This window comes from Escherichia sp. KTE31, assembly GCF_000407925.1.
Classification (GTDB): Bacteria; Pseudomonadota; Gammaproteobacteria; order Enterobacterales; family Enterobacteriaceae; genus Escherichia; species Escherichia ruysiae.
Map to the genome: position 1 here is coordinate 358,915 of NZ_KE136723.1, position 25,657 is coordinate 384,571.

The following is a 25,657-nucleotide window of genomic DNA, read 5'->3' on the forward strand; positions in this document are numbered from 1 at the left end:
CCGAATAAGGCGTTCACGCCGCATCTGGCATGAACAAAGCACTCTTTTTTGCACAAGCCATTATGTGCAAATGATTACTTTTTCCAGAAATCATCGAAAACCGTAATTGGCGGACGGCGTTTATGTTCGGTTTTCAGATACCAGTTTTCTATTGTTCTGGCGACCTGTTCGGGTACGGCTTTCCCTTCCAGATAGTCATCGATATTGTCATAGCTCACGCCGAGTGCCACTTCATCTGGCAGGGAAGGGCGGTCATCTTCCAGGTCGGCTGTTGGCGCCTTCTTGTAGAGATGTTCCGGGCAACCTAATGCCGCCAGTAACTGTTTGCCCTGACGCTTGTTCAGACGGTATAGCGGATTAATATCAGTACCACCGTCACCGTATTTAGTGAAGAATCCGGTAATGGCTTCTGCCGCATGATCGGTGCCAACCACGACACCGTTGGTCATGCCTGCAATGCTGTATTGCGCTTTCATCCGCTCACGCGCTTTTTCATTGCCGCGAACGAAATCACTTAATTCAATACCCGCCTCGCGCAGCGCCTGTTCGCTGGCCAATACCGCGCCCTTGATATTCACGGTTAATACGCGATCCGGTTGAATAAAAGCAATGGCGTCCTGACAATCCTGTTCATCAGCCTGAACACCGTAGGGCAGGCGCACGGCAATGAATTGCAGTGCCTCGTTGCCCGTTTCCTGACGAAGCTCGTTAATTGCCATTTGACACAGTTTCCCGGCAAGAGTGGAGTCCTGACCACCACTAATACCAAGTACGAGTGATTTAATGAACGGATAGGTTTGCAGATAGCTTTTCAGAAAATCGATGCTGCGGCGAATTTCCTCTTCGGCATTAATCTGCGGTTTTGCGCCCAGCGCCTTTATTATTTGTTGTTGCAATGTCATTGAACCCCTCCAGACAGAAAAATAAAACTTCCTTAAAGCTAACCCGTTGCTACTGAAACGACAAGCGACAGCAGGTTGAATGGCGGTTAAAACGTCATACAGGAATCCTCTGAAAGCGGAGCCGTTTCGTTCACAGGCTTGAAAAAGCCCCCGATGTGTTCCAGGCTTATCTAACACGCTGATAAACAAGAGGACGGAATATGAACAAGAATATGGCAGGAATTCTGAGTGCAGCGGCGGTATTAACCATGCTGGCAGGTTGTACGGCGTATGATCGTACCAAAGACCAGTTTGTACAGCCTGTGGTGAAAGACGTCAAAAAAGGCATGAGCCGGGCGCAGGTTGCACAAATTGCGGGTAAACCTTCGTCTGAAGTGAGCATGATCCATGCTCGTGGTACTTGCCAGACCTATATCCTGGGTCAACGTGATGGTAAAGCAGAAACCTATTTTGTCGCGTTAGATGATACCGGACATGTCATCAACTCCGGCTATCAGACCTGTGCCGAATACGACACCGATCCACAAGCGGCGAAGTAATTTCTTCGCCTGAAAGCTTGAGTTACAACGGAAACCGGCCATTGCGCCGGTTTTTTTTTACCTCGTGTTCTTATTTATTGTCGCGAATTATTTAACCGAAATGTGAAGAAGGTCATAACAACAGGTCAAGGAGAGACAATTTGTATGGTCAAAGAAATACTATCGTTCAGGTCAATACCGTATACTCTTTTCAGCCACCAAAAAAAGTCATGTTGGTTTCGCAAGTTACCCAGAGCATGGAAGCAGGTGAAGGCTTGCGGAGTGTCTGGCTGACAGATAATCGTTGATGAGGGCAGTTTTATGGAAAAGAAACACATTTATCTGTTTTGTTCTGCGGGCATGTCTACCTCTTTACTGGTATCAAAAATGCGCGCACAGGCAGAAAAATATGAAGTTCCGGTCATTATTGAAGCATTTCCGGAAACACTGGCGGGTGAAAAAGGTCAGAATGCCGATGTCGTGTTATTAGGGCCGCAGATTGCTTATATGTTGCCCGAAATCCAGCGTTTGTTACCCAACAAACCCGTTGAAGTCATTGATTCACTGTTATATGGCAAAGTCGATGGTTTAGGCGTGCTTAAGGCTGCAGTTGCAGCAATTAAAAAAGCCGCAGCAAATTAATTTTTAAATTTTTCCGTCAAAGAGTTATTTCATAAATCTATACCGCAATACTTTAATTGCGGTTTTTAAGGGTATTTTTCTATGAGTAATGTTATTGCATCGCTTGAAAAGGTACTCCTCCCTTTTGCAGTCAAAATAGGAAAACAGCCACACGTTAATGCAATCAAAAACGGCTTTATTCGTTTAATGCCGTTAACCCTTGCGGGGGCCATGTTTGTATTAATCAATAACGTTTTTCTGAGCTTTGGGGAGGGGTCGTTTTTTTACTCCTTAGGTATTCGCCTCGATGCCTCAACCATTGAAACACTCAATGGCCTGAAAGGTATTGGTGGAAACGTATACAACGGAACATTAGGGATTATGTCTTTAATGGCGCCGTTTTTTATCGGTATGGCGCTGGCAGAAGAGCGTAAAGTCGATGCGCTCGCGGCAGGGTTGTTATCCGTTGCGGCATTTATGACCGTCACGCCTTATAGTGTCGGTGAAGCTTATGCGGTCGGCGCAAACTGGTTAGGTGGCGCGAATATCATTTCCGGGATTATTATCGGCCTGGTGGTGGCAGAAATGTTTACCTTTATTGTCCACCGTAACTGGGTGATTAAATTACCCGACAGTGTGCCGACATCGGTCTCACGTTCTTTCTCAGCATTAATTCCCGGCTTTATTATTCTTTCTGTGATGGGGATTATTGCCTGGGCGCTGAATACCTGGGGCACTAACTTCCATCAGATTATTATGGATACCATTTCGACGCCGCTGGCATCGTTGGGTAGCGTGGTCGGCTGGGCGTATGTGATCTTTGTTCCGCTGCTGTGGTTCTTCGGTATTCACGGCGCGCTGGCGCTGACCGCGCTGGACAACGGCATTATGACGCCGTGGGCGCTGGAAAACATCGCCACCTATCAACAATATGGCTCCGTCGAAGCGGCGCTGGCAGCCGGTAAGACCTTCCATATCTGGGCCAAGCCGATGCTGGATTCCTTTATTTTCCTCGGGGGCAGCGGTGCGACCCTGGGGCTGATTCTGGCTATCTTTATCGCTTCTCGCCGTGCTGACTATCGTCAGGTGGCAAAACTGGCGCTGCCGTCGGGCATCTTCCAGATTAATGAACCGATTCTGTTTGGTCTGCCGATTATCATGAACCCGGTGATGTTTATCCCGTTTGTTCTGGTGCAACCTATTCTGGCGGCAATTACTCTGGCGGCGTACTACATGGGCATCATCCCACCGGTGACTAACATTGCACCGTGGACCATGCCAACCGGTCTGGGAGCCTTCTTTAATACTAACGGTAGCGTCGCCGCATTGCTGGTCGCACTCTTCAACCTTGGCATCGCAACGCTGATATATCTGCCATTTGTCGTGGTGGCAAACAAAGCGCAGAACGTGATTGATAAAGAAGAGAGCGAAGAAGATATTGCTAACGCCCTGAAATTTTAATCGATGCCGGTACGGGCAATCGTGCCGGTAAGAATAGAGAGGAACGATGTATGATGGATCTCGATAATATTCCTGATACGCAAACGGAAGCTGAGGAACTGGAAGAAGTGGTGATGGGGCTTATCATCAACTCCGGACAAGCGCGCAGCCTGGCGTATGCGGCGCTGAAGCAGGCGAAGCAGGGCGATTTTGCAGCGGCAAAAGCCATGATGGATCAGTCGCGGATGGCCTTGAATGAAGCGCATCTGGTACAGACGAAACTGATTGAAGGCGACGCGGGCGAAGGCAAGATGAAAGTGAGTCTGGTGCTGGTTCACGCCCAGGATCATCTAATGACTTCCATGCTTGCACGTGAACTGATTACCGAATTAATTGAGCTTCATGAAAAACTGAAGGCATAAGGAGTCGATGATGCAGCCAGTGATTAATGCGCCGGAAATTGCCACTGCCCGTGAACAGCAGTTGTTTAATGGCAAAAATTTCCATGTATTTATCTACAATAAAACGGAAAGTATTACTGGATTGCATCAGCATGACTATTATGAATTTACCCTGGTTTTAACTGGTCGTTATTTCCAGGAGATTAACGGTAAGCGCGTGTTGCTGGAACGGGGCGATTTTGTTTTTATTCCGTTAGGATCACACCATCAAAGTTTTTATGAGTTTGGTGCCACGCGCATATTGAACGTTGGGATCAGTAAACGTTTTTTTGAACAGCATTATTTGCCGTTGTTGCCTTATTGCTTTGTTGCTTCACAGGTTTACCGCACTAATAATACTTTTCTTACCTATGTGGAAACGGTGATTTCTTCATTGAATTTCAGCGAAACCGGTCTGGAAGAATTTGTTGAGATAGTCACTTTTTATGTCATTAACCGTTTACGTCATTACCGCGAAGAACAGGTGATTGATGATGTGCCACAGTGGTTAAAAAGTACGGTTGAAAAGATGCATGATAAAGCGCAGTTTAGTGAGAATGCGCTGGAAAATATGGTGATGTTATCGGCTAAATCGCAGGAGTATTTGACGCGTGCGACTCAGCGATATTATGGCAAAACGCCGATGCAGATTATTAATGAAATCCGCATTAACTTTGCCAAAAAACAACTGGAAATGACCAACTATTCTGTGACTGATATTGCATTTGAAGCGGGTTATAGTAGCCCAAGCCTGTTTATTAAAACGTTTAAGAAACTAACATCTTTTACACCAAATAGTTATCGTAAGAAATTGACTGAATTTAATCAGTAGCTATTGTCACTGATCATTAAATTTACATGCGTGCCTTATTTATCCTGGGGAGACCGGGATATTCCTGACGTAGAGGCAGGTATGAATAATATTAGTATTTCCTGATGAAGGGAGAAATTATGAGCCAGAAATTAAAAGTCGTCACTATTGGTGGCGGGAGTAGTTATACCCCGGAACTGCTGGAAGGGTTTATTAAGCGTTATCACGAATTGCCGGTGACTGAATTATGGCTGGTGGATGTCGAAGGTGGTAAAGCAAAACTGGATATTATCTTTGATCTCTGCCAGCGAATGATCGATAACGCTGGTGTACCGATTAAACTTTATAAAACGCTTGATCGTCGTGAGGCGCTGAAAGGGGCAGATTTTGTCACTACCCAACTGCGCGTAGGTCAATTACCAGCACGCGAACTGGATGAACGTATTCCGTTAAGTCATGGTTATCTTGGCCAGGAAACTAATGGTGCGGGTGGCCTGTTTAAAGGTCTGCGCACCATTCCGGTGATTTTTGACATCGTAAAAGATGTCGAAGAACTTTGTCCGAATGCGTGGGTGATCAACTTCACTAACCCGGCGGGAATGGTCACTGAAGCGGTTTATCGTCATACCGGATTTAAACGCTTTATCGGCGTGTGTAATATTCCGATTGGCATGAAAATGTTTATCGGCGATGTTTTAGCCTTGAATGAGAACGATGATTTATCTATCGATCTGTTCGGCCTGAACCACATGGTGTTTATTAAGGATGTGTTGGTAAATGGCAAATCACGTTTCGCCGAATTGCTTGATGGTGTGGCATCCGGGCAGTTAAAAGCATCTGGTGTTAAAAATATTTTCGATCTGCCGTTTAGCGAAGGTTTAATTCGGGCTCTGAACCTGTTGCCGTGTTCCTATTTGCTTTATTACTTCAAGCAAAAAGAGATGCTGGCGATTGAAATGGGTGAATACTACAAAGGCGGCGCGCGTGCGCAGGTGGTACAGAAAGTCGAGAAGCAACTCTTTGATCTGTATAAAAACCCGGATCTGAAAGTGAAACCGAAAGAGCTGGAGCAGCGCGGTGGGGCTTATTACTCTGATGCAGCGTGCGAAGTCATCAACGCTATTTACAACGACAAGCAAACGGAACATTACGTTAATATCCCGCATCATGGGCATATTGATAATATTCCGGCAGACTGGGCGGTAGAAATGACCTGCACGCTGGGGCGCGATGGCGCGACGCCACATCCGCGCATTACGCATTTCGATGACAAAGTGATGGGGCTGATTCACACCATCAAAGGCTTCGAGATTGCGGCCAGCAGCGCAGCACTTAGCGGGGAATTTAACGATGTGTTACTGGCGCTAAACCTTAGCCCGTTGGTGCACTCCGATCGTGATGCTGAGCTGCTGGCACGTGAGATGATTCTGGCGCACGAGAAATGGCTGCCAAATTTTGCCGACTGCATCGCAGAGCTTAAAAAAGCACATTAACCGAGGCTGATTATGGAACGCTTACTGATTGTTAATGCCGATGATTTTGGCTTAAGCAAAGGTCAGAACTACGGCATTATCGAGGCCTGTCGCAATGGGATTGTCACGTCGACGACGGCGCTGGTGAATGGGCAGGCTATTGACCATGCGGTGCAGTTGAGTCGTGATGAACCGAGCCTGGCAGTTGGAATGCACTTTGTTCTCACCCTGGGCAAGCCGCTGACTGCAATGCCGGGTTTAACCCGCGAAGGTGTGTTGGGGAAGTGGATCTGGCAACTGGCGGAAGAAGATGCTTTACCGCTGGAGGAAATTGCTCAGGAACTTGCCAGTCAGTATCTGCGTTTCATTGAGCTATTTGGGCGCAAACCAACGCACCTTGATAGCCATCATCATGTGCATATGTTCCCGCAGATTTTCCCGATTGTGGCGAAGTTTGCAGCTGAAGAGGGGATTGCGTTGCGCATCGACCGTCAGCCGCTATCTTATGATGGTGATTTACCGGCTAATCTGCGCAGCTCGCAGGGATTCAGTAGCGCGTTCTATGGTGAAGAGATTAGCGAGTCACTGTTTCTGCAAGTGCTGGATGATTCCTGCCATCGCGGTGAACGTTCGCTGGAAGTGATGTGCCATCCGGCGTTTGTCGATAATACAATTCGCCAGAGTGCTTATTGCTTTCCACGGTTAACGGAGCTGGAAGTGTTGACATCAGCATCGCTGAAGTATGCCATTGCCGAGCGAGGTTATCGGTTGGGTAGTTATCTTGATGTGTAAGGTAGTTTGTAAAGTCACTCCCCTGGGGGAGTGACTTTATTCATATTTACGCCGGAATTTTATCAATCTTAGGAATTCGTGACCATACGCGGTGCGCTGCCATTAGCGTTAACAGTTCATCCATAAAACTACCGTCTGCGCTGTCGGCTTCCACAATCCCTTCTTCACCCTGGTCATCAACCTTGATTGTCGCCTTAAACTTGCGCGCATCGCCCGCCAGCGCAATCGGTTTAAGGTGCTTATAGGCTTCCATCAGGTAATAGTTTGCATCGCCGTTGTCTGCGATATCGGCGATATTACCGCAAGGGACAATGACTGCATCGACCGTCAGCGATGGCGCCCCGGCAAAGGTTGCTGCTATCGGCAACATCGTACCGTCATCGGTAGTGACTTCGCCCATCCGTGAGTAAAGCAGTTTGGCATGAACGCCTTTGGCTTTCAGCGCCTTCAGAATTGCCAGAAGGTCTGCGGATTTCACTTCATCATTAAGCAAAATAGCTACCACACGGCCTTTCACATCACCGTCAGGAATGGCATACAAACTTAACGCAGGATCTTTTTTAAGCCCGTTTACGTCCGGTGGCGGGGTGATATTCAGTTGGTCGTCAGTCAGTTCGATACCGAGATTTTTTGCTACCGCCTGCGCCAGGTTAAGATCAATATGCGCTAACTGGTCAACGACGCGTTCACGAATATAAGGTCGTACAACTTTGCTTAACTCAAAGCTGAAACCATCGACTATATGGCGCTGCTCGAACGGCGTTTGACTTAGCCAGAACAGGCGCGGATGGGAATAATATTCGCCAAACGATGGACTGCGCTCGCGAACTTTATTGCCTTCCACGCGTTCCTGGTATGATTCAAAACCGCCGCGTTTTGGCCCCGGCGGCGTTTCGCGCGGCCAGTTATCGTTGATCGAGTTCGGTTCGTAATTCGCCGGGTTAGTGTCGATTCCCATCCGATGCATACCGTCACGCTGGAAATTGTGGTACGGGCAGGTAGGGCGATTAATCGGAATTTCATGAAAATTCGGCCCGCCAAGACGGCTGATTTGTGTATCGGTATAAGAGAACAAACGTCCCTGCAACAGCGGATCGTTGGTGAAATCCAGACCAGGGACAATATGACCAGGATGGAAAGCTGCCTGTTCGTTTTCGGCAAAGAAGTTATCCGGGTTACGGTTAAGCACCATTTTGCCGACGCGCTGAACGGGTACTAACTCTTCCGGGATGAGTTTCGTTGGGTCAAGCAGGTCGAAGTCGAATTTGAATTCATCTTCTTCGGGGATCAACTGGAAGCCCAGTTCGTATTCCGGGAAATCGCCTGCTTCAATGGCTTCCCACAGTTCGCGGCGGTGGAAGTCTGGATCTCGTCCGGTGAGTTTCTGCGCTTCATCCCACACCAGTGAGGCTTTACCTGCCAGTGGTTTCCAGTGGAAACGTACAAAGGTCGCTTTACCTTCGGCGTTAATCAGGCGGAAGGTGTGAATGCCGAAGCCTTCCATGGTGCGGTAACTGCGTGGTATTCCGCGATCTGACATCGCCCACATCACGTTGTGGAGCGTTTCTGGTTGCAGGGATACATAATCCCAGAAGGTGTCGTGGGCGCTTTGCCCTTGCGGAATTGCCCAGTGCGGTTCCGGTTTTACCGCATGAACAAAATCGGGGAATTTATGCGCATCCTGAATAAAGAAGATTGGTGTGTTATTGCCAACAAGGTCAAAAATACCCTCTTCGGTATAGAACTTGGTGGCAAAACCACGGATATCACGCACCGTATCTGCCGAACCTGCGCCACCCTGAACGGTAGAGAAACGCACGAACACCGGGGTAATTTTGTTCGGATCTGACAGGAAGTCGGCTTTGGTGATATCGCTTAAGTTTTTATATGGCTGGAAATAACCGTGAGCGGCTGACCCACGCGCGTGAACGATACGTTCCGGAATACGTTCATGGTCGAAGTGGGTGATTTTCTCGCGCAGAATAAAATCTTCCAGCAGCGTTGGACCACGGCTACCGGCACGCAGTGAGTTTTGATCGTCGGCGATGCGCACGCCCTGATTAGTGGTCAGCGCATAATTTTCACTGCCTTTGCGTACGTCTTCCAGAGAGTTTAGTTTTTCGTTACGCGTATCAGGGGCTTTCAGACTCCCTGGGGCGGTAGGTTGTGCGCCTGGCGGTGTTGGTTCAGCCGCTGGACGATAAGATCCGTCTTCAGGTGCCAGTGAGTCCATTCCCGGTTTCGCTTCGCTGGAGTCGTGTAGTGGTGACTGGTGCTGAGGTGGGTTCTTTTCGTTATGTTGCGACATTGAACTCGTCTCCTTAATTCATTACTGAAAGGGCCGCTGTTTTGGTCAAAAAACCCTCTAACTATAGACCATCAGGGTGATCCCGCTCTGGAAGTGGTGCCAGAGAAGGTATTCGGGAATATACGCAAAGCAGGACGGACGGGGGGTAAATCAGCTAAACTACAATTTTTCTGATTTTTAATATGCGTTTAGTGAAGCCAGTAATGAAGAAACCGCTACGTCAGCAAAACCGCCCGATTATTAGCTATGTTCCTCGCACGGAACCTGCGCCGCCAGAACATGCGATTAAGATGGATTCGTTTCGCGATGTCTGGATGCTGCGTGGCAAATATGTTGCGTTTGTTCTGACGGGGGAGTCATTCCTGCGCTCACCAGCATTTAGCGTGCCGGAGTCCGCCCAGCGTTGGGCTAACCAAGTGCGCCAGGAAAATGAGATCGAAGAATAAAAAAACGCCTGTCGAATGACAGGCGTTTTGCGTTATGAACCAGGATTAACGGTGTGCCAGTTCGGCGTCGTCTTCGCTGTCCAGAATGGACTTATCGGTTTGCTTCAGCCACTGGCTGGTCAGCGTACCTGCGGTCATTGAGCCGCTCACGTTCAATGCAGTTCGACCCATATCGATAAGCGGTTCAACGGAGATTAACAGAGCCACTAGCGTTACCGGCAGGCCCATCGCCGGCAGAACAATTAACGCGGCGAATGTTGCACCGCCACCAACACCTGCAACACCTGCTGAACTCACTGTGACGATACCGACGAGTGTTGCAATCCACATCGGATCCAGCGGGTTAATGCCCACCGTTGGCGCAACCATCACCGCCAGCATTGCCGGATACAAACCGGCACAGCCGTTCTGACCAATGGTCGCCCCAAAAGAGGCGGCGAAACTGGCGATAGATTCAGGAACACCCAGACGACGCGTTTGTGCTTCAACGTTCAGTGGAATAGACGCTGCACTGGAGCGACTGGTGAAAGCAAACGTCAGCACCGGCCACACTTTACGGAAGTATTTCAGCGGACTCACGCCATTAATACCCAGCAGAATGCCATGCACTGCAAACATAATGATAAGACCCAGGTAGGACGCGACAACGAAGCTACCCAGCTTAATGATGTCTTGCAGGTTGGAACCGGCAACCACTTTGGTCATCAGCGCAAGCACGCCGTAAGGGGTTAGTTGCATGACCAGGCGAACCAGTTTCATCACCCAGCTTTGCAGTGTGTCGATAGCTGTTAAAACGCGTTCACCTTTCGGCGCATCATCTTTCAGCAGTTTCAGCGCCGCGACGCCGAGGAATGCGGCAAAAATTACCACGCTGATAATTGATGTCGGATTCGCACCGGTCAGATCGGCAAACGGGTTTTTCGGGATAAAAGACAGAATGAGTTGCGGAACACTTAAATCCGCGACTTTACCGACATAGTTGCTTTCGATAGCGTTCAGACGGGCAGTCTCAGCGCCACCCTGAACCAGACCTTCAGCAGTCAGACCAAACAGGTTAGTCACCAGCACACCGACCAGCGCCGCAATCAGCGTGGTAAACAGCAGCGTACCGATGGTCAGAAAACTGATTTTTCCTAACTGAGATGCGTTATGCAGGCGAGCAACCGCGCTCAGAATAGAGGCGAATACTAACGGCATAACGATCATTTGCAGTAGCTGAACATAGCCGTTACCGACAATGTTAAACCACTGTACAGAATCTTTAAGTACCTGGCTGTCAGAACCATAAATGGTATGCAGAGCAAGGCCAAAGACCACGCCCATCACCAGACCCACCAGTACTTTTTTTGCCAGACTCCACTGTTTGTGGCGGGCCTGAGCCAGCACAAACAGTAGAACAACGAACACCACGATGTTCGCAATTAATGGAAAGTTCATCCCCGTTCTCCTGATCTTATTATTTCTATCACTGTGTAACAGTCATAGTGTTGGCGCAAGATTAACAGAACTGTGAGCTGGCTCTTATATTCAAATGGAATTGCTTATTCCAGAAAGGTGATTTTTGCTTTTTTAGTATTCAACCTGGTGCTTAATAAGGCGATGAAACTGGATCTGTAAGGTATTGATCATTTGCGATGACCAACGAACCGCGCTGTTTTCAGGCAGAGAATGGGGCATCCACACCGACCAGACAAATAATGCCATGCAGAGAAAACGTTCCAGCTGATTGCCCTTTTGTGGCGCCAGAATTGGCAGGCGAAAGCGCCAGCGACACGGCCAGAGCAGGGGAACACCAGCCGGTGTCAGCATATCGGCAAGAATATGACTCAAATAACCCAGCACCATACCTTGCAGTGCATCAGCCGGAATAAACCAGCTTTCCGGAACTTTGAGGTAAAAGGTTGCCAGCAGGGCAAATACAGCCAGCAAACTGTGGGTAAATCCACGGTGTCCAAATGCGCGGGCAATGGGTTTTGATATCCACTTTAATCGCTGCCCAAGAAACGATTTTGGGTGGTCGATGTCCGGTAACAGACACGTTAAGATCGCGGAAGGGACAATATGCCACCAGTCACCCTGTGCCAGCACGGGTGTCAGCTCGGCATTTTTGGCAAATACCGCACAAGCAATAGAAAAGAGAAGGTGACCTTCCGCCGTCATGATAAAACTCACTAAACTGTCGATACGTACAGTATAGGATTTTTATACAGTGCGCGGAAGTGGTGACGGTGTAACTCTTTATCACAAAATGATGATAAATCCGCCAGTTGAATAAAAATTCAGATAAAAAGCCAGGGGCAGTTATGACACTGCCCGATTTTATTAGCCGAGGAGGTCGGTCGCGGTCAATTCGGTGAGAGATGAAAGTTTTACGTTCGCCAACACAAAACGTGGATCATTTTGCGCTTCGGGCGCGGGGACGACGATAGAACGCATACGTGCCGCTTTAGAGGCGATCATGCCATTTACAGAGTCTTCCAGCGCCACGCAGGCGAGAGGATCAACCCCCAGTTTTGCTGCACAGTCGAGATACACTTGTGGATGCGGCTTGCTGTAAGGCAGCTTTTCGGCGGAGGCGAGGGCATCGAAACTGTCACGTAAGTTAAACATGGTCAGCACTTTTTCCAGCATATGCAAAGGTGACGCGGAGGCCAGACCTACCAATAATCCTTGTTCTTTGCATAGCGCAACGGCCTCACGCACACCAGGCAGTAATGGTCGCGTCTCTTCAACCAGTGAAATGGCACGGGCAATAACCCGTTCAACTACCTCCTGACGACTCGGCCCATTCCACGGTTGCCGGGCATACCACAGATCAACCACCATATCGATGCGTAAACCTAAGGTGTCCGGTAGCTCGTTACGACGGGAGATATCTACCCCCAGGCTTGCCATCACATCCAGTTCGGCTCGATCCCATAAAGGTTCTGAGTCGATAAGTAATCCATCCATATCGAAAATTGCAGCAAGAATCTGACGCGGGGTTGACATTACAACCTCTCCTTTAGAGCATTATGTGTAAGGTATTAAGCAGTGCTTATGATTAAGCGCCTATCATATCGCCTTTAAAGAATGGGCGAAAACAGATATCTACAGGTAAACTAATTGAAACGACGCGTCTTAATCAAGGAGAACTCATGACGTATCAACAAGCTGGACGCATTGCTGTTTTGAAAAGGATTTTGGGTTGGGTGATTTTTATACCGACACTTGTTTCCACGTTAATTTCCTTGCTGAAGTTTATGAATGTCCGGCAAGAATCCCAGGAAGGCATCAATGCAGTAATGCTCGATTTTGCGCATGTCATGATCGATATGATGCAGGCGAATACGCCTTTTCTGAATCTGTTCTGGTACAACTCACCGACGCCCAATTTTAATGGTGGTGTGAACGTTATGTTTTGGGTGATTTTCATCCTGATATTTGTGGGTCTTGCGTTGCAAGACTCTGGTGCCCGTATGAGCCGCCAGGCGCGCTTTTTGCGCGAAGGTGTTGAGGATCAACTCATTCTGGAGAAGGCTAAAGGGGAAGAGGGGTTAACGCGTGAGCAGATTGAGTCACGCATTGTGGTGCCACACCATACTATTTTCTTACAGATTTTCTCACTCTATATCCTGCCGGTAATTTGTATTGCTGCGGGGTATGTGTTCTTTTCTTTGCTTGGATTTATTTAAGTAAAAGGCCGCATGGAGCGGCCATTATCATCAATCCACATCACGCAGCTAACAATCTATCCAGTGACTGCTGGGCAATAACCAAATGCTGGCCGCCAAACAACCTTGCACGGTTAAGTAACGTGTAGAGTTGGTAAATCGGCTGACGTTCGAGGAAATCTGCCGGTAGCGGTGAAACGGACTGATAGCCGTCATAGATTTGTGGCGGCTGTTCGGTATGCAGCGGTAACATCGCCAGATCGCACTCTCTGTCGCCCCAGTAACAGGCAGGGTCGAATATATACGGCCCCTCCGGGCCCAGAGCGCAGTTGCCGGACCATAAATCACCGTGTAACAGTGAAGGCTGTGGCTGATGTGAACTCAGACGCTGCTGAATATGCTCGACGATGGCGTCGATATTGCCGAAGGCGATCCCTTTTTCTGCCGCCAGTTCCAGTTGCCAGCCAATACGTTGTTCAGCAAAGAACGTTGACCAGCGACGTTGCCAGGTGTTGGGTTGTGGAGTAGTGGAAAGTGCGTTGTCAAAATCGAGGCCAAATTGCGGCTGGTCACTCCATTGATGCAGGTGCGCAATTTGCTGTCCTAAAATAAATGCGTTATGTGCATCCAACGGGCGAGGCGGGAGATAGTCCATCACCAAAAAACTGTAGTCGCGGTCAGCGCCAACAGCCCAGACTTTAGGCACGGTGACGGTTTTACTGCGCGACAGTAATTCCAGTTGGTCGGCTTCGGCGGTAAAACCGGAAAGCAGTTCCCTTTCATCACATTTGACGAAAAAGTCACGTCCTGCATAGCGTAAATGCCATGCGGCATGGACTTCTCCGCCAGGCAGTTCATTACGCAGTTCGATTTCGCCTTCACCTAACTGCTCGCTCAAAAGACGACTGATTGCCTGCCACATGATGTCTCTCCCATGTTGTCTGCCAGATCATAAGGTTAGCGCAGGAATGCGGTGCAAAAACACGAGCTAACGCACACCACAGACTGATTATTGCCCAAAAACCATTTATTTTCTGTTGCTATGCCAGTCCTCCCAGGTGGTGATTATGATCTCTGGGTCTTTGCCTGTGGCGCTTTGGGTGAGTGCGGCAACCAGCTCTCTTATTTCATCTTCACTTTGAGTACTGATAAGCCCAAAGGTGTTCGTTCCCAGCTCATGGATATTTCCGTCATCATCCGTCATGGTCAGTAAAAAACCGTCGCGTGTCAGAAAGTTATTTAACTCATTAATTTCAGTTAATGTGTCTTCATGCAACATGACAGTAATGACATAACGGACAAGATCGCCACCAGCCATAATTCACCTCTTTGTTATCACGTGATTTTTTAGCATAGTCGGAGAAACGCGTTGTCGACAGGTTTATGGTGATTCCCCCAATATTGGGGGAATATCTCTATGAGTGGGAAAGGTAAGCGTAAATTTTTTGCGTATCATCATGGGAGCACAGGCGGGTTCCCTGATTGAGCGTGGCGGCGCTGCCCGCAGCGACCCCAAAACGGACCATCTCTGCAAGAGAGGCATTTTCCGCCAGTTTCAGCGTCATCGCGCCGACCATGCTGTCGCCTGCACCGACGGTACTCTGGCTTTTCACCGGTGGTGGCACGACCTGAATACAGTTTTCGCTGTCCACTCCCAGCGCGCCCTGCGGACCAAGGGAAACGACAACCCGCCTGGCCTTACCGCTATTAACGATTTCCTGCGCGGCTTTGCGCACATCATCAGGTTGGGTGAGTTCGCGGTTAACCAGTGCACTGAGCTCTTTCTGGTTAGGCTTAACCAGTTCAATATTGCCAATGGCCAGGGCTGCACTTAAAGCCTCGCCAGAACTGTCGACGATGCAGCGAATCCCTTGTCTTTGCGCAGCGGAAATAAGCTGAGTTAATTTTTCCAGCTTCACACCTGGGGGCAGGCTTCCGCTTATGACCAGGATGGCTCCAGATTCAATTTCCAGAACTTGCTCTTCAAGTTGACGAAATTCATCGTCACTTAATGTCGCGCCAGGCATGACAAATCGGTACTGCTCACCTGTAGACTCCACATGTACGTGCAGATTCTGGCGGGTCCAGTCTTTTGCTTCGACGGTCGCAACCGGGACATTTTCATCAGCCAGCAGTGAAACCAGATGTTCGCCAGTCGCTCCGCCAGCCGGGAAGATTGCCGTGGCGCTCCCACCAAGGTGAGCAATGGCGCGGGCGACGTTAATACCGCCGCCCCCAGGCTCGAACACCGGGGCGGTACAACGCAGTTTTCCTTCGGGATAAATTTGCGGGGTAATTGTTGCGCTATCGAGAGAGGGCGCAAGTGTCAACGTATAGATACGTACCATCATTTCCTCCTATAGGCTGATTTCAGTCTGGCACTGAATCAGTGGAAAGTGAAGAAATTAACAATATGATTTATTGGATATTTATATGAAAATAATAAGATGAAGATATATAAATAAATATTTGTTTTCGTAATGTGCTTATTCAAAAAATGAAATAAGAAGTCGTTGCTAAGTTTTTCACTCCTTTTTATAATTTGTCACCTTTCCAGGGACGCTACTCTTTGATCCTTAAGAAAGTTTCCGGGACCGCGATGGTCTCTTTTTTTGTTGTACGGACTTTTAATAAATGAAGCTTTTGAAGACAGTTCCTGCCATCGTTATGCTGGCGGGGGGTATGTTTGCGTCTCTGAATGCAGCTGCCGATGATTCCGTTTTTACTGTCATGGACGATCCTGCCAGCGCCAAAAAACCTTTTGAAGGTAATCTGAATGCAGGCTACCTTGCACAATCAGGTAACACGAAAAGTTCTTCACTAACGGCTGACACCACTATGACCTGGTATGGGCATTCTACTGCCTGGTCGCTGTGGGGGAATGCCAGTAATACTTCTTCTAACGATGAGCGTTCTTCGGAAAAATATGCGGCGGGCGGGCGTAGCCGTTTTAATTTAACTGACTATGACTATTTATTTGGTCAGGCAAGCTGGCTGACAGACCGCTATAACGGTTATCGCGAACGCGATGTGCTGACTGCGGGTTATGGTCGCCAGTTTTTGAATGGTCCGGTACACAGCTTCCGCTTTGAATTCGGTCCTGGCGTGCGTTACGACAAATATACCGACAATGCCAGTAAAACCCAGCCGCTGGGTTATGCTTCCGGGGCTTACGCGTGGCAGTTGACCGACAACGCGAAAATTACCCAGGGCGTTTCCGTCTTTGGCGCGGAAGATACGACGCTGAACTCGGAAAGCGCGTTAAATGTGGCTATTAATGAACATTTCGGTCTGAAGGTGGCGTACAACGTTACATGGAACTCTGAACCGCCTGAATCGGCTCCAGAACATACCGATCGCCGAACAACGTTATCGCTGGGATATAAAATGTAATTACTGCCGGGCCGCGACGAGCGGTCTGGCTTTTTCGTTAGCTAATCGCATTTTACCATTCAACCCCAAATCATTGCCGCCCAACGCAGTAACAGCATTGCGCCACAAATAGCCAGCAACACCACCACCATCTTCCAGTGTTTTTTGTCAAAACGTTTTGTCGGCATGTGTTTTCCTGCGTATTTCGAGTGGTCAATATCCGAGTGTAACAAAATGGGCAGGCGTTGCCTGTATTGATTTATATCATTTCGATCATGATGATTGCCGCTTTGCCCGATAACAAATACCGTGTAAACTGCCAGACGGTATTATCAGAAAGTGGGTGTAGGTCTGGCATCGCTAATCAGCATGTTATGACATATTTCGCAGAGTGAAGCGGGAATCAGCCCAAACCTTTTTGGTAAATTTCATATGAATCTTTGTATGTGATCTTGCGTATGGGTCACCACTGCAAATAAGGATATAACATGCCTGTTATTACTCTTCCTGATGGCAGCCAACGCCATTACGACCACGCTGTAAGTCCCATGGATGTTGCGCTGGACATTGGTCCAGGTCTGGCGAAAGCCTGTATCGCAGGGCGCGTAAATGGCGAGCTGGTTGATGCTTGCGATCTGATTGAAGACGACGCACAACTGTCGATCATTACCGCAAAAGACGAAGAAGGTCTGGAGATCATTCGTCACTCCTGCGCGCACCTGTTAGGGCACGCGATTAAACAACTTTGGCCGCATACCAAAATGGCAATCGGCCCGGTTATTGACAACGGTTTCTATTACGACGTTGATCTTGACCGCACGTTAACCCAGGAAGATGTCGAAGCACTCGAGAAGCGGATGCATGAGCTTGCTGAGAAAAACTACGACGTCATTAAGAAGAAAGTCAGCTGGCACGAAGCGCGTGAAACGTTTGTTAAACGCGGCGAGAGCTATAAAGTCTCCATCCTGGACGAAAATATTGCCCATGATGACCAGCCTGGCCTCTATTTCCATGAAGAATATGTCGATATGTGCCGTGGTCCGCACGTACCGAATATGCGTTTCTGCCATCATTTCAAACTGATGAAAACGGCAGGCGCTTACTGGCGCGGCGACAGCAACAACAAAATGTTGCAGCGTATTTACGGTACTGCGTGGGCAGACAAAAAAGCCCTCAACGCTTACCTGCAGCGCCTGGAAGAAGCCGCTAAACGCGATCACCGTAAAATCGGCAAACAGCTTGACCTGTATCATATGCAGGAAGAAGCGCCGGGTATGGTATTCTGGCACAACGACGGCTGGACAATCTTCCGTGAACTGGAAGTATTCGTTCGTTCTAAACTGAAAGAGTACCAGTATCAGGAAGTAAAAGGTCCGTTCATGATGGACCGCGTCCTGTGGGAAAAAACCGGTCACTGGGACAACTACAAAGATGCAATGTTCACCACCTCTTCAGAGAACCGTGAATACTGCATTAAGCCGATGAACTGCCCGGGTCACGTACAAATTTTCAACCAAGGGCTGAAGTCGTATCGCGATCTGCCGCTGCGTATGGCCGAGTTCGGTAGCTGCCACCGTAACGAGCCGTCAGGTTCTCTGCATGGCCTGATGCGTGTACGTGGTTTTACCCAGGATGACGCGCATATCTTCTGTACTGAAGAACAAATTCGCGATGAAGTTAACGGATGTATCCGTTTAGTCTATGATATGTACAGCACTTTTGGCTTCGAAAAAATCGTGGTCAAACTTTCCACTCGTCCTGAAAAACGTATTGGCAGCGACGAAATGTGGGATCGTGCTGAGGCGGATCTGGCGGTTGCGCTGGAAGAAAACAACATCCCGTTTGAATATCAACTGGGTGAAGGCGCTTTCTACGGTCCGAAAATTGAATTTACCCTGTATGACTGCCTCGATCGTGCATGGCAGTGCGGTACAGTACAGCTGGACTTCTCCTTGCCGTCTCGTCTGAGCGCCTCTTATGTAGGCGAAGACAACGAGCGTAAGGTTCCGGTAATGATTCACCGCGCAATTTTGGGGTCAATGGAACGTTTCATTGGTATCCTGACCGAAGAGTTCGCTGGTTTCTTCCCGACCTGGCTTGCGCCAGTGCAGGTTGTTATCATGAATATTACCGATTCTCAGTCTGAATACGTTAACGAATTGACGCAAAAACTATCAAATGCGGGCATTCGTGTTAAAGCAGACTTGAGAAATGAGAAGATTGGCTTTAAAATCCGCGAGCACACTTTGCGTCGCGTCCCATATATGCTGGTCTGTGGTGATAAAGAGGTGGAATCAGGCAAAGTTGCCGTTCGCACCCGCCGTGGTAAAGACCTGGGAAGCATGGACGTAAATGAAGTGATCGAGAAGCTGCAACAAGAGATTCGCAGCCGCAGTCTTAAACAATTGGAGGAATAAGGTATTAAAGGCGGAAAACGAGTTCAAACGGCGCGCCCTAACCGTATCAATGGCGAAATTCGCGCCCAGGAAGTTCGCTTAACAGGTCTGGAAGGCGAGCAGCTTGGTATTGTGAGTCTGAGAGAAGCTCTGGAGAAAGCAGAAGAAGCCGGAGTAGACTTAGTCGAGATCAGCCCTAACGCCGAGCCGCCGGTTTGTCGTATCATGGATTACGGCAAATTCCTCTATGAAAAGAGCAAGTCTTCTAAGGAACAGAAGAAAAAGCAAAAAGTTATCCAGGTTAAGGAAATCAAATTCCGTCCTGGTACAGATGAAGGCGACTATCAGGTAAAACTCCGCAGCCTGATTCGCTTTCTGGAAGAGGGTGACAAAGCCAAAATCACACTGCGTTTCCGTGGTCGTGAGATGGCGCACCAGCAAATCGGTATGGAAGTGCTTAATCGCGTGAAAGACGATTTGCAAGAACTGGCAGTGGTCGAATCCTTCCCAACGAAGATCGAAGGCCGCCAGATGATCATGGTGCTCGCTCCTAAGAAGAAACAGTAAGGCCATCAAGTAATCATTCCTGTGGGCTTCGGCTCACAGGGTGATTCGCCTTTGTTTCTGTTTATCAACAATGCGAAGTGGAAGTTATTAAAATGCCAAAAATTAAGACCGTACGCGGTGCTGCTAAGCGCTTCAAAAAAACCGGTAAAGGTGGTTTTAAGCACAAGCACGCTAACCTGCGTCACATTCTGACCAAAAAAGCGACCAAACGTAAACGTCACCTGCGTCCGAAAGCCATGGTTTCCAAAGGCGATCTGGGTCTGGTAATCGCGTGCCTGCCGTACGCATAAGCCGTTAACGTTTTTAACTTTTTAATTAGAATATAGATACAGGAGAGCACATATGGCTCGCGTAAAACGTGGTGTTATTGCACGCGCACGTCACAAGAAAATTTTGAAACAAGCTAAAGGTTACTACGGTGCGCGTTCTCGCGTATACCGCGTTGCCTTCCAGGCTGTTATCAAAGCTGGTCAGTATGCTTACCGTGACCGTCGTCAACGTAAGCGTCAGTTCCGTCAACTGTGGATTGCGCGTATCAACGCAGCAGCACGTCAGAACGGTATTTCTTACAGCAAATTCATCAATGGCCTGAAAAAAGCCTCTGTTGAAATCGACCGTAAGATCCTGGCTGATATCGCAGTATTCGACAAAGTAGCGTTCACCGCTCTGGTTGAAAAAGCGAAAGCAGCTCTGGCATAAGCCAGTTGGAAGAGGGAGCTAGTCTCCCTCTTTTCGTTTCAACACTATCAGAACATTGACTTTTATCGCCGTAGCCTTTTCAATAAAGGTCTTTTGAATAGTACCAAAAGGTAACGCAAGCAATGAATGCTGCTATTTTCCGCTTCTTTTTTTACTTTAGCACCTGACTCCAGGAGGCTAGCGCGTGAGAAGAGAAACGGAAAACAGCGCCTGAAAGCCTCCCAGTGGAGGCTTTTTTTGTATGCGCGTTTTGAGAAATAAAAAGCCTGTCTCATCAGGCGTAATTGTCGCAGCCAGTTTGGACACGGCCAGCGCGGAGAAACCGGAGCGTACTTAAGTACGTGAGGATTTCGAGCACTGCTCAGTACAAAATGGCAAGTAAAATAGTCTGATGGGATAGGCTCTAAGTCCAACGAACCAGTGTCACCACTGACACAATGAGGAAAACCATGTCACATCTCGCAGAACTGGTTGCCAGTGCGAAGGCGGCCATTAGCCAGGCGTCAGATGTTGCCGCGTTAGACAATGTGCGCGTCGAATATTTGGGTAAAAAAGGGCACTTAACCCTTCAGATGACGACCCTGCGTGAACTGCCGCCAGAAGAACGCCCGGCAGCCGGTGCGGTTATCAACGAAGCGAAAGAGCAGGTGCAGCAGGCGTTGAATGCGCGTAAAGCTGAACTGGAAAGCGCGGCGCTGAATGCGCGTCTGGCGGCAGAAACTATTGATGTCTCCCTGCCTGGTCGCCGTATTGAAAACGGCGGTCTGCATCCGGTGACCCGTACCATCGACCGTATCGAAAGTTTCTTCGGTGAGCTTGGCTTTACCGTGGCAACCGGGCCGGAAATCGAAGATGATTATCATAACTTCGATGCTCTGAACATTCCTGGTCACCACCCGGCGCGCGCTGACCACGACACTTTCTGGTTTGATGCAACCCGCCTGCTGCGTACTCAGACGTCTGGCGTACAGATCCGTACCATGAAAGCTCAGCAGCCGCCGATTCGTATCATCGCGCCAGGACGTGTTTATCGTAACGACTACGACCAGACCCACACGCCGATGTTCCATCAGATGGAAGGCCTGATTGTTGATACCAACATCAGCTTTACCAACCTGAAAGGCACGTTGCACGACTTCCTGCGCAACTTCTTTGAAGAAGATTTGCAGATTCGTTTCCGTCCTTCCTATTTCCCGTTCACCGAACCGTCTGCAGAAGTCGACGTCATGGGTAAAAACGGCAAATGGCTGGAAGTGCTGGGTTGTGGGATGGTGCATCCGAACGTGCTGCGTAACGTTGGTATCGACCCGGAAGTTTACTCTGGTTTCGCCTTCGGGATGGGGATGGAGCGTCTGACCATGTTGCGTTATGGCGTCACCGACCTGCGTTCATTCTTCGAAAACGATCTGCGTTTCCTCAAACAGTTTAAATAAGGCAGGATTAGATTATGAAATTCAGTGAACTGTGGTTACGCGAATGGGTGAACCCAGCGATTGATAGCGACGCGCTGGCGAATCAAATCACCATGGCGGGTCTGGAAGTTGACGGTGTAGAACCCGTTGCCGGTAGCTTCCACGGCGTGGTTGTCGGTGAAGTGGTTGAGTGTGCCCAGCATCCGAACGCGGACAAACTGCGTGTGACGAAAGTCAATGTCGGCGGCGATCGCCTGCTGGATATCGTCTGCGGTGCGCCAAACTGCCGTCAGGGGCTGCGTGTGGCGGTAGCGACTATTGGTGCTGTTCTGCCGGGCGATTTCAAAATTAAAGCGGCGAAACTGCGTGGCGAACCGTCTGAAGGGATGCTGTGCTCCTTCTCTGAGCTGGGTATTTCTGACGATCACAACGGCATTATCGAACTGCCAGCGGATGCGCCAATTGGCACCGACATCCGCGAATACCTGAAACTTGATGACAACACTATCGAAATCAGCGTTACGCCAAACCGTGCCGACTGCTTAGGCATCATTGGTGTTGCGCGTGACGTGGCTGTGCTGAATCAGCTACCGCTGATTGAACAGGAAATCGTTCCGGTTGGTGCGACCATCGACGACACGCTACCGATTGCAGTAGAAGCGCCGGAAGCCTGCCCGCGTTATCTTGGTCGTGTGGTTAAAGGCATTAATGTTAAAGCGCCAACCCCGCTGTGGATGAAAGAAAAACTGCGTCGCTGCGGTATTCGTTCTATTGATGCGGTAGTTGACGTGACCAACTATGTGCTGCTCGAACTGGGCCAGCCGATGCACGCTTTCGATAAAGATCGTATTGAAGGCGGCATTGTAGTGCGGATGGCGAAAGAGGGTGAAACGCTGGTGCTGCTCGACGGTACTGAAGCGAAGCTGAATGCTGACACCCTGGTCATTGCCGACCACAACAAGGCGCTGGCGATGGGCGGCATTTTCGGTGGCGAACACTCTGGCGTAAATGAAGAAACGCAGAACGTCCTGCTGGAATGTGCTTTCTTCAGCCCGCTGTCTATCACCGGTCGTGCTCGTCGTCATGGTCTGCATACCGATGCGTCTCATCGTTACGAGCGTGGTGTTGATCCGGCACTGCAGCACAAAGCGATGGAACGTGCGACCCGTCTGCTGATTGACATCTGCGGCGGTGAAGCTGGCCCGATTATCGATATCACTAACGAAGCAACGCTGCCGAAGCGTGCGACCATCACTCTTCGTCGTAGCAAACTGGATCGCCTGATCGGCCATCATATTGCTGATGAACAGGTGACTGACATTCTGCGTCGTCTCGGCTGTGAAGTGACCGAAGGCAAGGACGAGTGGCAGGCTGTTGCGCCAAGCTGGCGTTTCGACATGGAGATTGAAGAAGATCTGGTCGAAGAAGTGGCGCGTGTTTACGGCTACAACAACATCCCGGATGAGCCAGTACAGGCGAGCCTGATTATGGGCACTCATCGTGAAGCTGACCTGTCACTCAAGCGCGTGAAAACGCTGCTCAACGACAAAGGCTATCAGGAAGTGATCACTTACAGCTTCGTTGATCCGAAAGTTCAACAGATGATCCATCCGGGCGTTGAAGCCTTACTGCTGCCAAGCCCGATTTCCGTTGAAATGTCGGCAATGCGTCTTTCTCTGTGGACTGGCCTGCTGGCAACCGTGGTGTACAACCAGAACCGTCAGCAAAACCGTGTGCGTATTTTCGAAAGCGGTCTGCGTTTCGTGCCGGATACTCAGGCACCGTTGGGCATTCGTCAGGATCTGATGTTAGCTGGTGTGATTTGCGGTAACCGCTACGAAGAGCACTGGAACCTGGCAAAAGAGACCGTTGATTTCTATGATTTGAAAGGCGATCTTGAATCCGTTCTCGACCTGACCGGTAAACTGGCTGACGTTGAGTTCCGTGCAGAAGCGAATCCGGCACTGCATCCGGGACAATCCGCAGCGATTTATCTGAAAGGTGAACGCATTGGTTTTGTTGGGGTTGTTCATCCTGAACTGGAACGTAAACTGGATCTTAACGGTCGCACTCTGGTGTTTGAACTGGAGTGGAACAAGCTCGCAGACCGCGTGGTGCCTCAGGCGCGCGAGATTTCTCGCTTCCCGGCGAACCGTCGTGACATCGCTGTTGTGGTCGCAGAAAACGTTCCTGCTGGGGATATTTTATCCGAATGTAAGAAAGTTGGCGTAAATCAGGTAGTTGGCGTAAACTTATTTGACGTGTACCGTGGTAAGGGTGTTGCGGAGGGGTATAAGAGCCTCGCCATTAGCCTGATCCTGCAAGATACCAGCCGTACACTTGAAGAAGAGGAGATTGCCGCTACCGTCGCCAAATGTGTAGAGGCATTAAAAGAGCGATTCCAGGCATCATTGAGGGATTGAACCTATGGCGCTTACAAAAGCTGAAATGTCAGAATATCTGTTTGATAAGCTTGGGCTTAGCAAGCGGGATGCCAAAGAACTGGTTGAACTGTTTTTCGAAGAGATCCGTCGCGCTCTGGAAAACGGCGAACAGGTGAAACTCTCTGGTTTTGGTAACTTCGATCTGCGTGATAAGAATCAACGCCCGGGACGTAACCCGAAAACGGGCGAAGATATTCCCATTACAGCACGGCGCGTGGTGACCTTCAGACCCGGACAGAAGTTAAAGAGCCGTGTCGAAAACGCTTCGCCCAAAGACGAGTAATCTGATCTAACTAAAAAGGCCGCTCTGCGGCCTTTTTTCTTTTCACTCCCGGCGAGTCACCGTAAAATCAACAGCATTACTCTGCAGCTGAACGGATACCATGCTGACACTTGCCCGCCAACAACAGCGACAAAATGTACGCTGGTTATTTAGCCTGTCAGTATTAATGCTGCTGGCGCTTCTTTTAAGCCTTTGTGCTGGTGAACAATGGATCTCACCAACTGACTGGTTTACCCCCCAAGGCGAGCTTTTTGTCTGGCAAATACGTCTTCCACGCACGCTGGCTGTATTGCTGGTTGGTGCGGCGCTGGCGTTATCCGGCGCAGTAATGCAGGCGTTATTTGAAAACCCGCTTGCAGAACCCGGGTTACTCGGCGTCTCTAATGGCGCTGGTGTAGGGCTTATTGCTGCTGTATTGCTGGGGCACGGGCAATTACCTGAGTGGGTGCTGGGGCTTTGTGCCATTGCTGGTGCACTCATTATCACTTTAATTCTCCTGCGTTTTGCCCGCCGTCATCTTTCGACCAGCCGATTATTGCTGGCGGGAGTTGCATTGGGGATTATCTGTAGCGCATTAATGACGTGGGCTATCTACTTTTCCACATCGGTTGATTTGCGCCAGTTAATGTACTGGATGATGGGCGGCTTTGGCGGTGTTGACTGGCGGCAAAGCTGGCTGATGGTGGCGTTGATCCCGGTATTGTTGTGGATTTGCTGTCAGTCCAGACCGATGAATATGTTAGCTCTTGGCGAGGTCTCGGCGCGACAGCTGGGGCTGCCTCTTTGGTTCTGGCGCAATGTACTGGTAGCAGCAACCGGCTGGATGGTCGGCGTCAGTGTGGCGCTTGCTGGTGCTATTGGATTTATTGGTCTGGTGATCCCGCATATTCTGCGGCTGTGCGGGTTAACCGATCACCGTGTTTTACTTCCTGGCTGTGCTCTGGCAGGCGCTACGGCATTGCTACTCGCCGATATCGTCGCTCGTCTGGCACTGGTTTCCGCCGAGCTGCCAATTGGTGTAGTCACCGCTACGTTGGGCGCACCGGTGTTTATCTGGCTATTGTTAAAAGCAGGACGTTAG

The 25,657-nt window shown here is 49.4% G+C and carries 28 protein-coding genes and 1 other annotated feature; of the genes, 19 read left to right on the forward strand and 9 right to left on the reverse strand.

Annotated features, from left to right (window positions below; genetic code table 11):
- Positions 1 to 74 precede the first annotated feature (74 nt).
- Complete coding sequence (gene nadE / locus WES_RS11680) at positions 75 to 902, reverse strand: ammonia-dependent NAD(+) synthetase (protein WP_000175014.1); 828 nt, start codon at positions 900 to 902, stop codon at positions 75 to 77.
- 200 nt (positions 903 to 1,102) lie between these two features.
- Here nadE and osmE point away from each other — a divergent pair, with 200 nt between their 5' ends.
- The 7 genes from osmE to chbG all read left to right on the forward strand — a co-directional run bounded on the left by osmE (position 1,103) and on the right by chbG (position 6,996).
- Positions 1,103 to 1,441 (forward strand): osmotically-inducible lipoprotein OsmE, encoded by a 339-nt coding sequence (osmE, locus tag WES_RS11675; RefSeq protein ID WP_001039044.1) that lies wholly within the window; start codon positions 1,103 to 1,105, stop codon positions 1,439 to 1,441.
- Positions 1,442 to 1,741: 300 nt separating this feature from the next.
- The gene (chbB, locus tag WES_RS11670) at positions 1,742 to 2,062 is read left to right on the forward strand and encodes a PTS N,N'-diacetylchitobiose transporter subunit IIB (protein WP_000412169.1); all 321 of its coding nucleotides are present in this window, start codon (positions 1,742 to 1,744) and stop codon (positions 2,060 to 2,062) included.
- A gap of 81 nt (positions 2,063 to 2,143) precedes the next feature.
- Positions 2,144 to 3,502: a PTS N,N'-diacetylchitobiose transporter subunit IIC gene (gene chbC / locus WES_RS11665; RefSeq protein WP_000073031.1), complete on the forward strand. Its 1,359-nt coding sequence runs from the start codon at positions 2,144 to 2,146 to the stop codon at positions 3,500 to 3,502.
- A 50-nt stretch (positions 3,503 to 3,552) separates the two neighbouring features.
- On the forward strand, positions 3,553 to 3,903 hold the full coding sequence (gene chbA / locus WES_RS11660; protein ID WP_000968919.1) for a PTS N,N'-diacetylchitobiose transporter subunit IIA: 351 nt from the start codon (positions 3,553 to 3,555) through the stop codon (positions 3,901 to 3,903).
- Between the two features lie 7 nt (positions 3,904 to 3,910).
- The gene (chbR, locus tag WES_RS11655; protein ID WP_000983663.1) at positions 3,911 to 4,753 is read left to right on the forward strand and encodes a transcriptional regulator ChbR; all 843 of its coding nucleotides are present in this window, start codon (positions 3,911 to 3,913) and stop codon (positions 4,751 to 4,753) included.
- A 119-nt stretch (positions 4,754 to 4,872) separates the two neighbouring features.
- Positions 4,873 to 6,225, forward strand: a complete 1,353-nt coding sequence (gene celF, locus WES_RS11650) for a 6-phospho-beta-glucosidase (RefSeq protein ID WP_016158162.1) — start codon at positions 4,873 to 4,875, stop codon at positions 6,223 to 6,225.
- 12 nt (positions 6,226 to 6,237) lie between these two features.
- Positions 6,238 to 6,996 (forward strand): chitin disaccharide deacetylase, encoded by a 759-nt coding sequence (chbG, locus tag WES_RS11645; protein ID WP_016158163.1) that lies wholly within the window; start codon positions 6,238 to 6,240, stop codon positions 6,994 to 6,996.
- Positions 6,997 to 7,042: 46 nt separating this feature from the next.
- On the opposite strand, the gene katE is transcribed toward chbG, so the two are convergent.
- Positions 7,043 to 9,304 (reverse strand): catalase HPII, encoded by a 2,262-nt coding sequence (katE, locus tag WES_RS11640; RefSeq protein WP_016158164.1) that lies wholly within the window; start codon positions 9,302 to 9,304, stop codon positions 7,043 to 7,045.
- 182 nt (positions 9,305 to 9,486) lie between these two features.
- Here katE and cedA point away from each other — a divergent pair, with 182 nt between their 5' ends.
- A complete protein-coding gene (gene cedA / locus WES_RS11635) occupies positions 9,487 to 9,750 on the forward strand; it encodes a cell division activator CedA (RefSeq protein ID WP_001241546.1) in 264 nt (87 codons plus the stop codon).
- A gap of 45 nt (positions 9,751 to 9,795) precedes the next feature.
- Here the strand turns inward: cedA and tcyP are convergent, their stop codons facing one another.
- The 3 genes from tcyP to hxpB form a co-directional block, all read right to left on the reverse strand.
- Positions 9,796 to 11,187: a cystine/sulfocysteine:cation symporter gene (gene tcyP / locus WES_RS11630; RefSeq protein ID WP_001010734.1), complete on the reverse strand. Its 1,392-nt coding sequence runs from the start codon at positions 11,185 to 11,187 to the stop codon at positions 9,796 to 9,798.
- A gap of 132 nt (positions 11,188 to 11,319) precedes the next feature.
- Positions 11,320 to 11,910 (reverse strand): metal-dependent hydrolase, encoded by a 591-nt coding sequence (locus tag WES_RS11625; RefSeq protein ID WP_016158165.1) that lies wholly within the window; start codon positions 11,908 to 11,910, stop codon positions 11,320 to 11,322.
- A gap of 162 nt (positions 11,911 to 12,072) precedes the next feature.
- Positions 12,073 to 12,741, reverse strand: coding sequence for a hexitol phosphatase HxpB (gene hxpB / locus WES_RS11620; RefSeq protein WP_000106839.1), 669 nt, complete (start codon positions 12,739 to 12,741; stop codon positions 12,073 to 12,075).
- Positions 12,742 to 12,887: 146 nt separating this feature from the next.
- On the opposite strand from hxpB, the gene WES_RS11615 reads away from it, so the two are divergent.
- Entirely contained in the window at positions 12,888 to 13,424 is a 537-nt protein-coding gene (locus WES_RS11615; RefSeq protein ID WP_000222184.1) for a YniB family protein, read from the forward strand.
- 40 nt (positions 13,425 to 13,464) lie between these two features.
- Here WES_RS11615 and WES_RS11610 read toward each other — a convergent pair whose 3' ends face one another.
- The 3 genes from WES_RS11610 to pfkB form a co-directional block, all read right to left on the reverse strand.
- The gene (locus WES_RS11610; RefSeq protein ID WP_000267675.1) at positions 13,465 to 14,325 is read right to left on the reverse strand and encodes a fructosamine kinase family protein; all 861 of its coding nucleotides are present in this window, start codon (positions 14,323 to 14,325) and stop codon (positions 13,465 to 13,467) included.
- A 105-nt stretch (positions 14,326 to 14,430) separates the two neighbouring features.
- The gene (gene ghoS, locus WES_RS11605; protein ID WP_000896962.1) at positions 14,431 to 14,721 is read right to left on the reverse strand and encodes a type V toxin-antitoxin system endoribonuclease antitoxin GhoS; all 291 of its coding nucleotides are present in this window, start codon (positions 14,719 to 14,721) and stop codon (positions 14,431 to 14,433) included.
- Between the two features lie 97 nt (positions 14,722 to 14,818).
- A complete protein-coding gene (pfkB, locus tag WES_RS11600; protein ID WP_000251743.1) occupies positions 14,819 to 15,751 on the reverse strand; it encodes a 6-phosphofructokinase II in 933 nt (310 codons plus the stop codon).
- Positions 15,752 to 16,037: 286 nt separating this feature from the next.
- Between pfkB and WES_RS11595 the strand changes: the two genes are divergently transcribed.
- The gene (locus WES_RS11595; RefSeq protein WP_000771389.1) at positions 16,038 to 16,796 is read left to right on the forward strand and encodes a DUF481 domain-containing protein; all 759 of its coding nucleotides are present in this window, start codon (positions 16,038 to 16,040) and stop codon (positions 16,794 to 16,796) included.
- Positions 16,797 to 16,855: 59 nt separating this feature from the next.
- On the opposite strand, the gene yniD is transcribed toward WES_RS11595, so the two are convergent.
- Positions 16,856 to 16,963, reverse strand: a complete 108-nt coding sequence (yniD, locus tag WES_RS11590) for a small membrane protein YniD (protein WP_001142445.1) — start codon at positions 16,961 to 16,963, stop codon at positions 16,856 to 16,858.
- Positions 16,964 to 17,263: 300 nt separating this feature from the next.
- On the opposite strand from yniD, the gene thrS reads away from it, so the two are divergent.
- The 9 genes from thrS (at position 17,264) to btuC (ending at position 25,657) form a co-directional block, all read left to right on the forward strand.
- On the forward strand, positions 17,264 to 19,192 hold the full coding sequence (gene thrS, locus WES_RS11585; protein ID WP_001144184.1) for a threonine--tRNA ligase: 1,929 nt from the start codon (positions 17,264 to 17,266) through the stop codon (positions 19,190 to 19,192).
- Positions 19,193 to 19,195: 3 nt separating this feature from the next.
- Positions 19,196 to 19,738, forward strand: coding sequence for a translation initiation factor IF-3 (infC, locus tag WES_RS0121325; RefSeq protein ID WP_001700733.1), 543 nt, complete (start codon positions 19,196 to 19,198; stop codon positions 19,736 to 19,738).
- Positions 19,739 to 19,830: 92 nt separating this feature from the next.
- The gene (rpmI, locus tag WES_RS11580) at positions 19,831 to 20,028 is read left to right on the forward strand and encodes a 50S ribosomal protein L35 (RefSeq protein ID WP_001124225.1); all 198 of its coding nucleotides are present in this window, start codon (positions 19,831 to 19,833) and stop codon (positions 20,026 to 20,028) included.
- Positions 20,029 to 20,080: 52 nt separating this feature from the next.
- Positions 20,081 to 20,437, forward strand: coding sequence for a 50S ribosomal protein L20 (rplT, locus tag WES_RS11575; protein ID WP_000124850.1), 357 nt, complete (start codon positions 20,081 to 20,083; stop codon positions 20,435 to 20,437).
- A 116-nt stretch (positions 20,438 to 20,553) separates the two neighbouring features.
- Positions 20,554 to 20,678 (forward strand) — a sequence feature (Phe leader region).
- Positions 20,560 to 20,604, forward strand: a complete 45-nt coding sequence (gene pheM / locus WES_RS24250) for a pheST operon leader peptide PheM (RefSeq protein ID WP_001386830.1) — start codon at positions 20,560 to 20,562, stop codon at positions 20,602 to 20,604. (Overlaps the previous feature by 45 nt.)
- Before the next feature lie 208 nt (positions 20,679 to 20,886).
- Complete coding sequence (pheS, locus tag WES_RS11570) at positions 20,887 to 21,870, forward strand: phenylalanine--tRNA ligase subunit alpha (RefSeq protein WP_000018588.1); 984 nt, start codon at positions 20,887 to 20,889, stop codon at positions 21,868 to 21,870.
- A gap of 14 nt (positions 21,871 to 21,884) precedes the next feature.
- Positions 21,885 to 24,272: a phenylalanine--tRNA ligase subunit beta gene (gene pheT, locus WES_RS11565; RefSeq protein WP_016235194.1), complete on the forward strand. Its 2,388-nt coding sequence runs from the start codon at positions 21,885 to 21,887 to the stop codon at positions 24,270 to 24,272.
- A 4-nt stretch (positions 24,273 to 24,276) separates the two neighbouring features.
- Positions 24,277 to 24,576, forward strand: coding sequence for an integration host factor subunit alpha (gene ihfA / locus WES_RS11560; protein WP_001229265.1), 300 nt, complete (start codon positions 24,277 to 24,279; stop codon positions 24,574 to 24,576).
- Between the two features lie 100 nt (positions 24,577 to 24,676).
- Positions 24,677 to 25,657: a vitamin B12 ABC transporter permease BtuC gene (btuC, locus tag WES_RS11555; protein WP_016158168.1), complete on the forward strand. Its 981-nt coding sequence runs from the start codon at positions 24,677 to 24,679 to the stop codon at positions 25,655 to 25,657.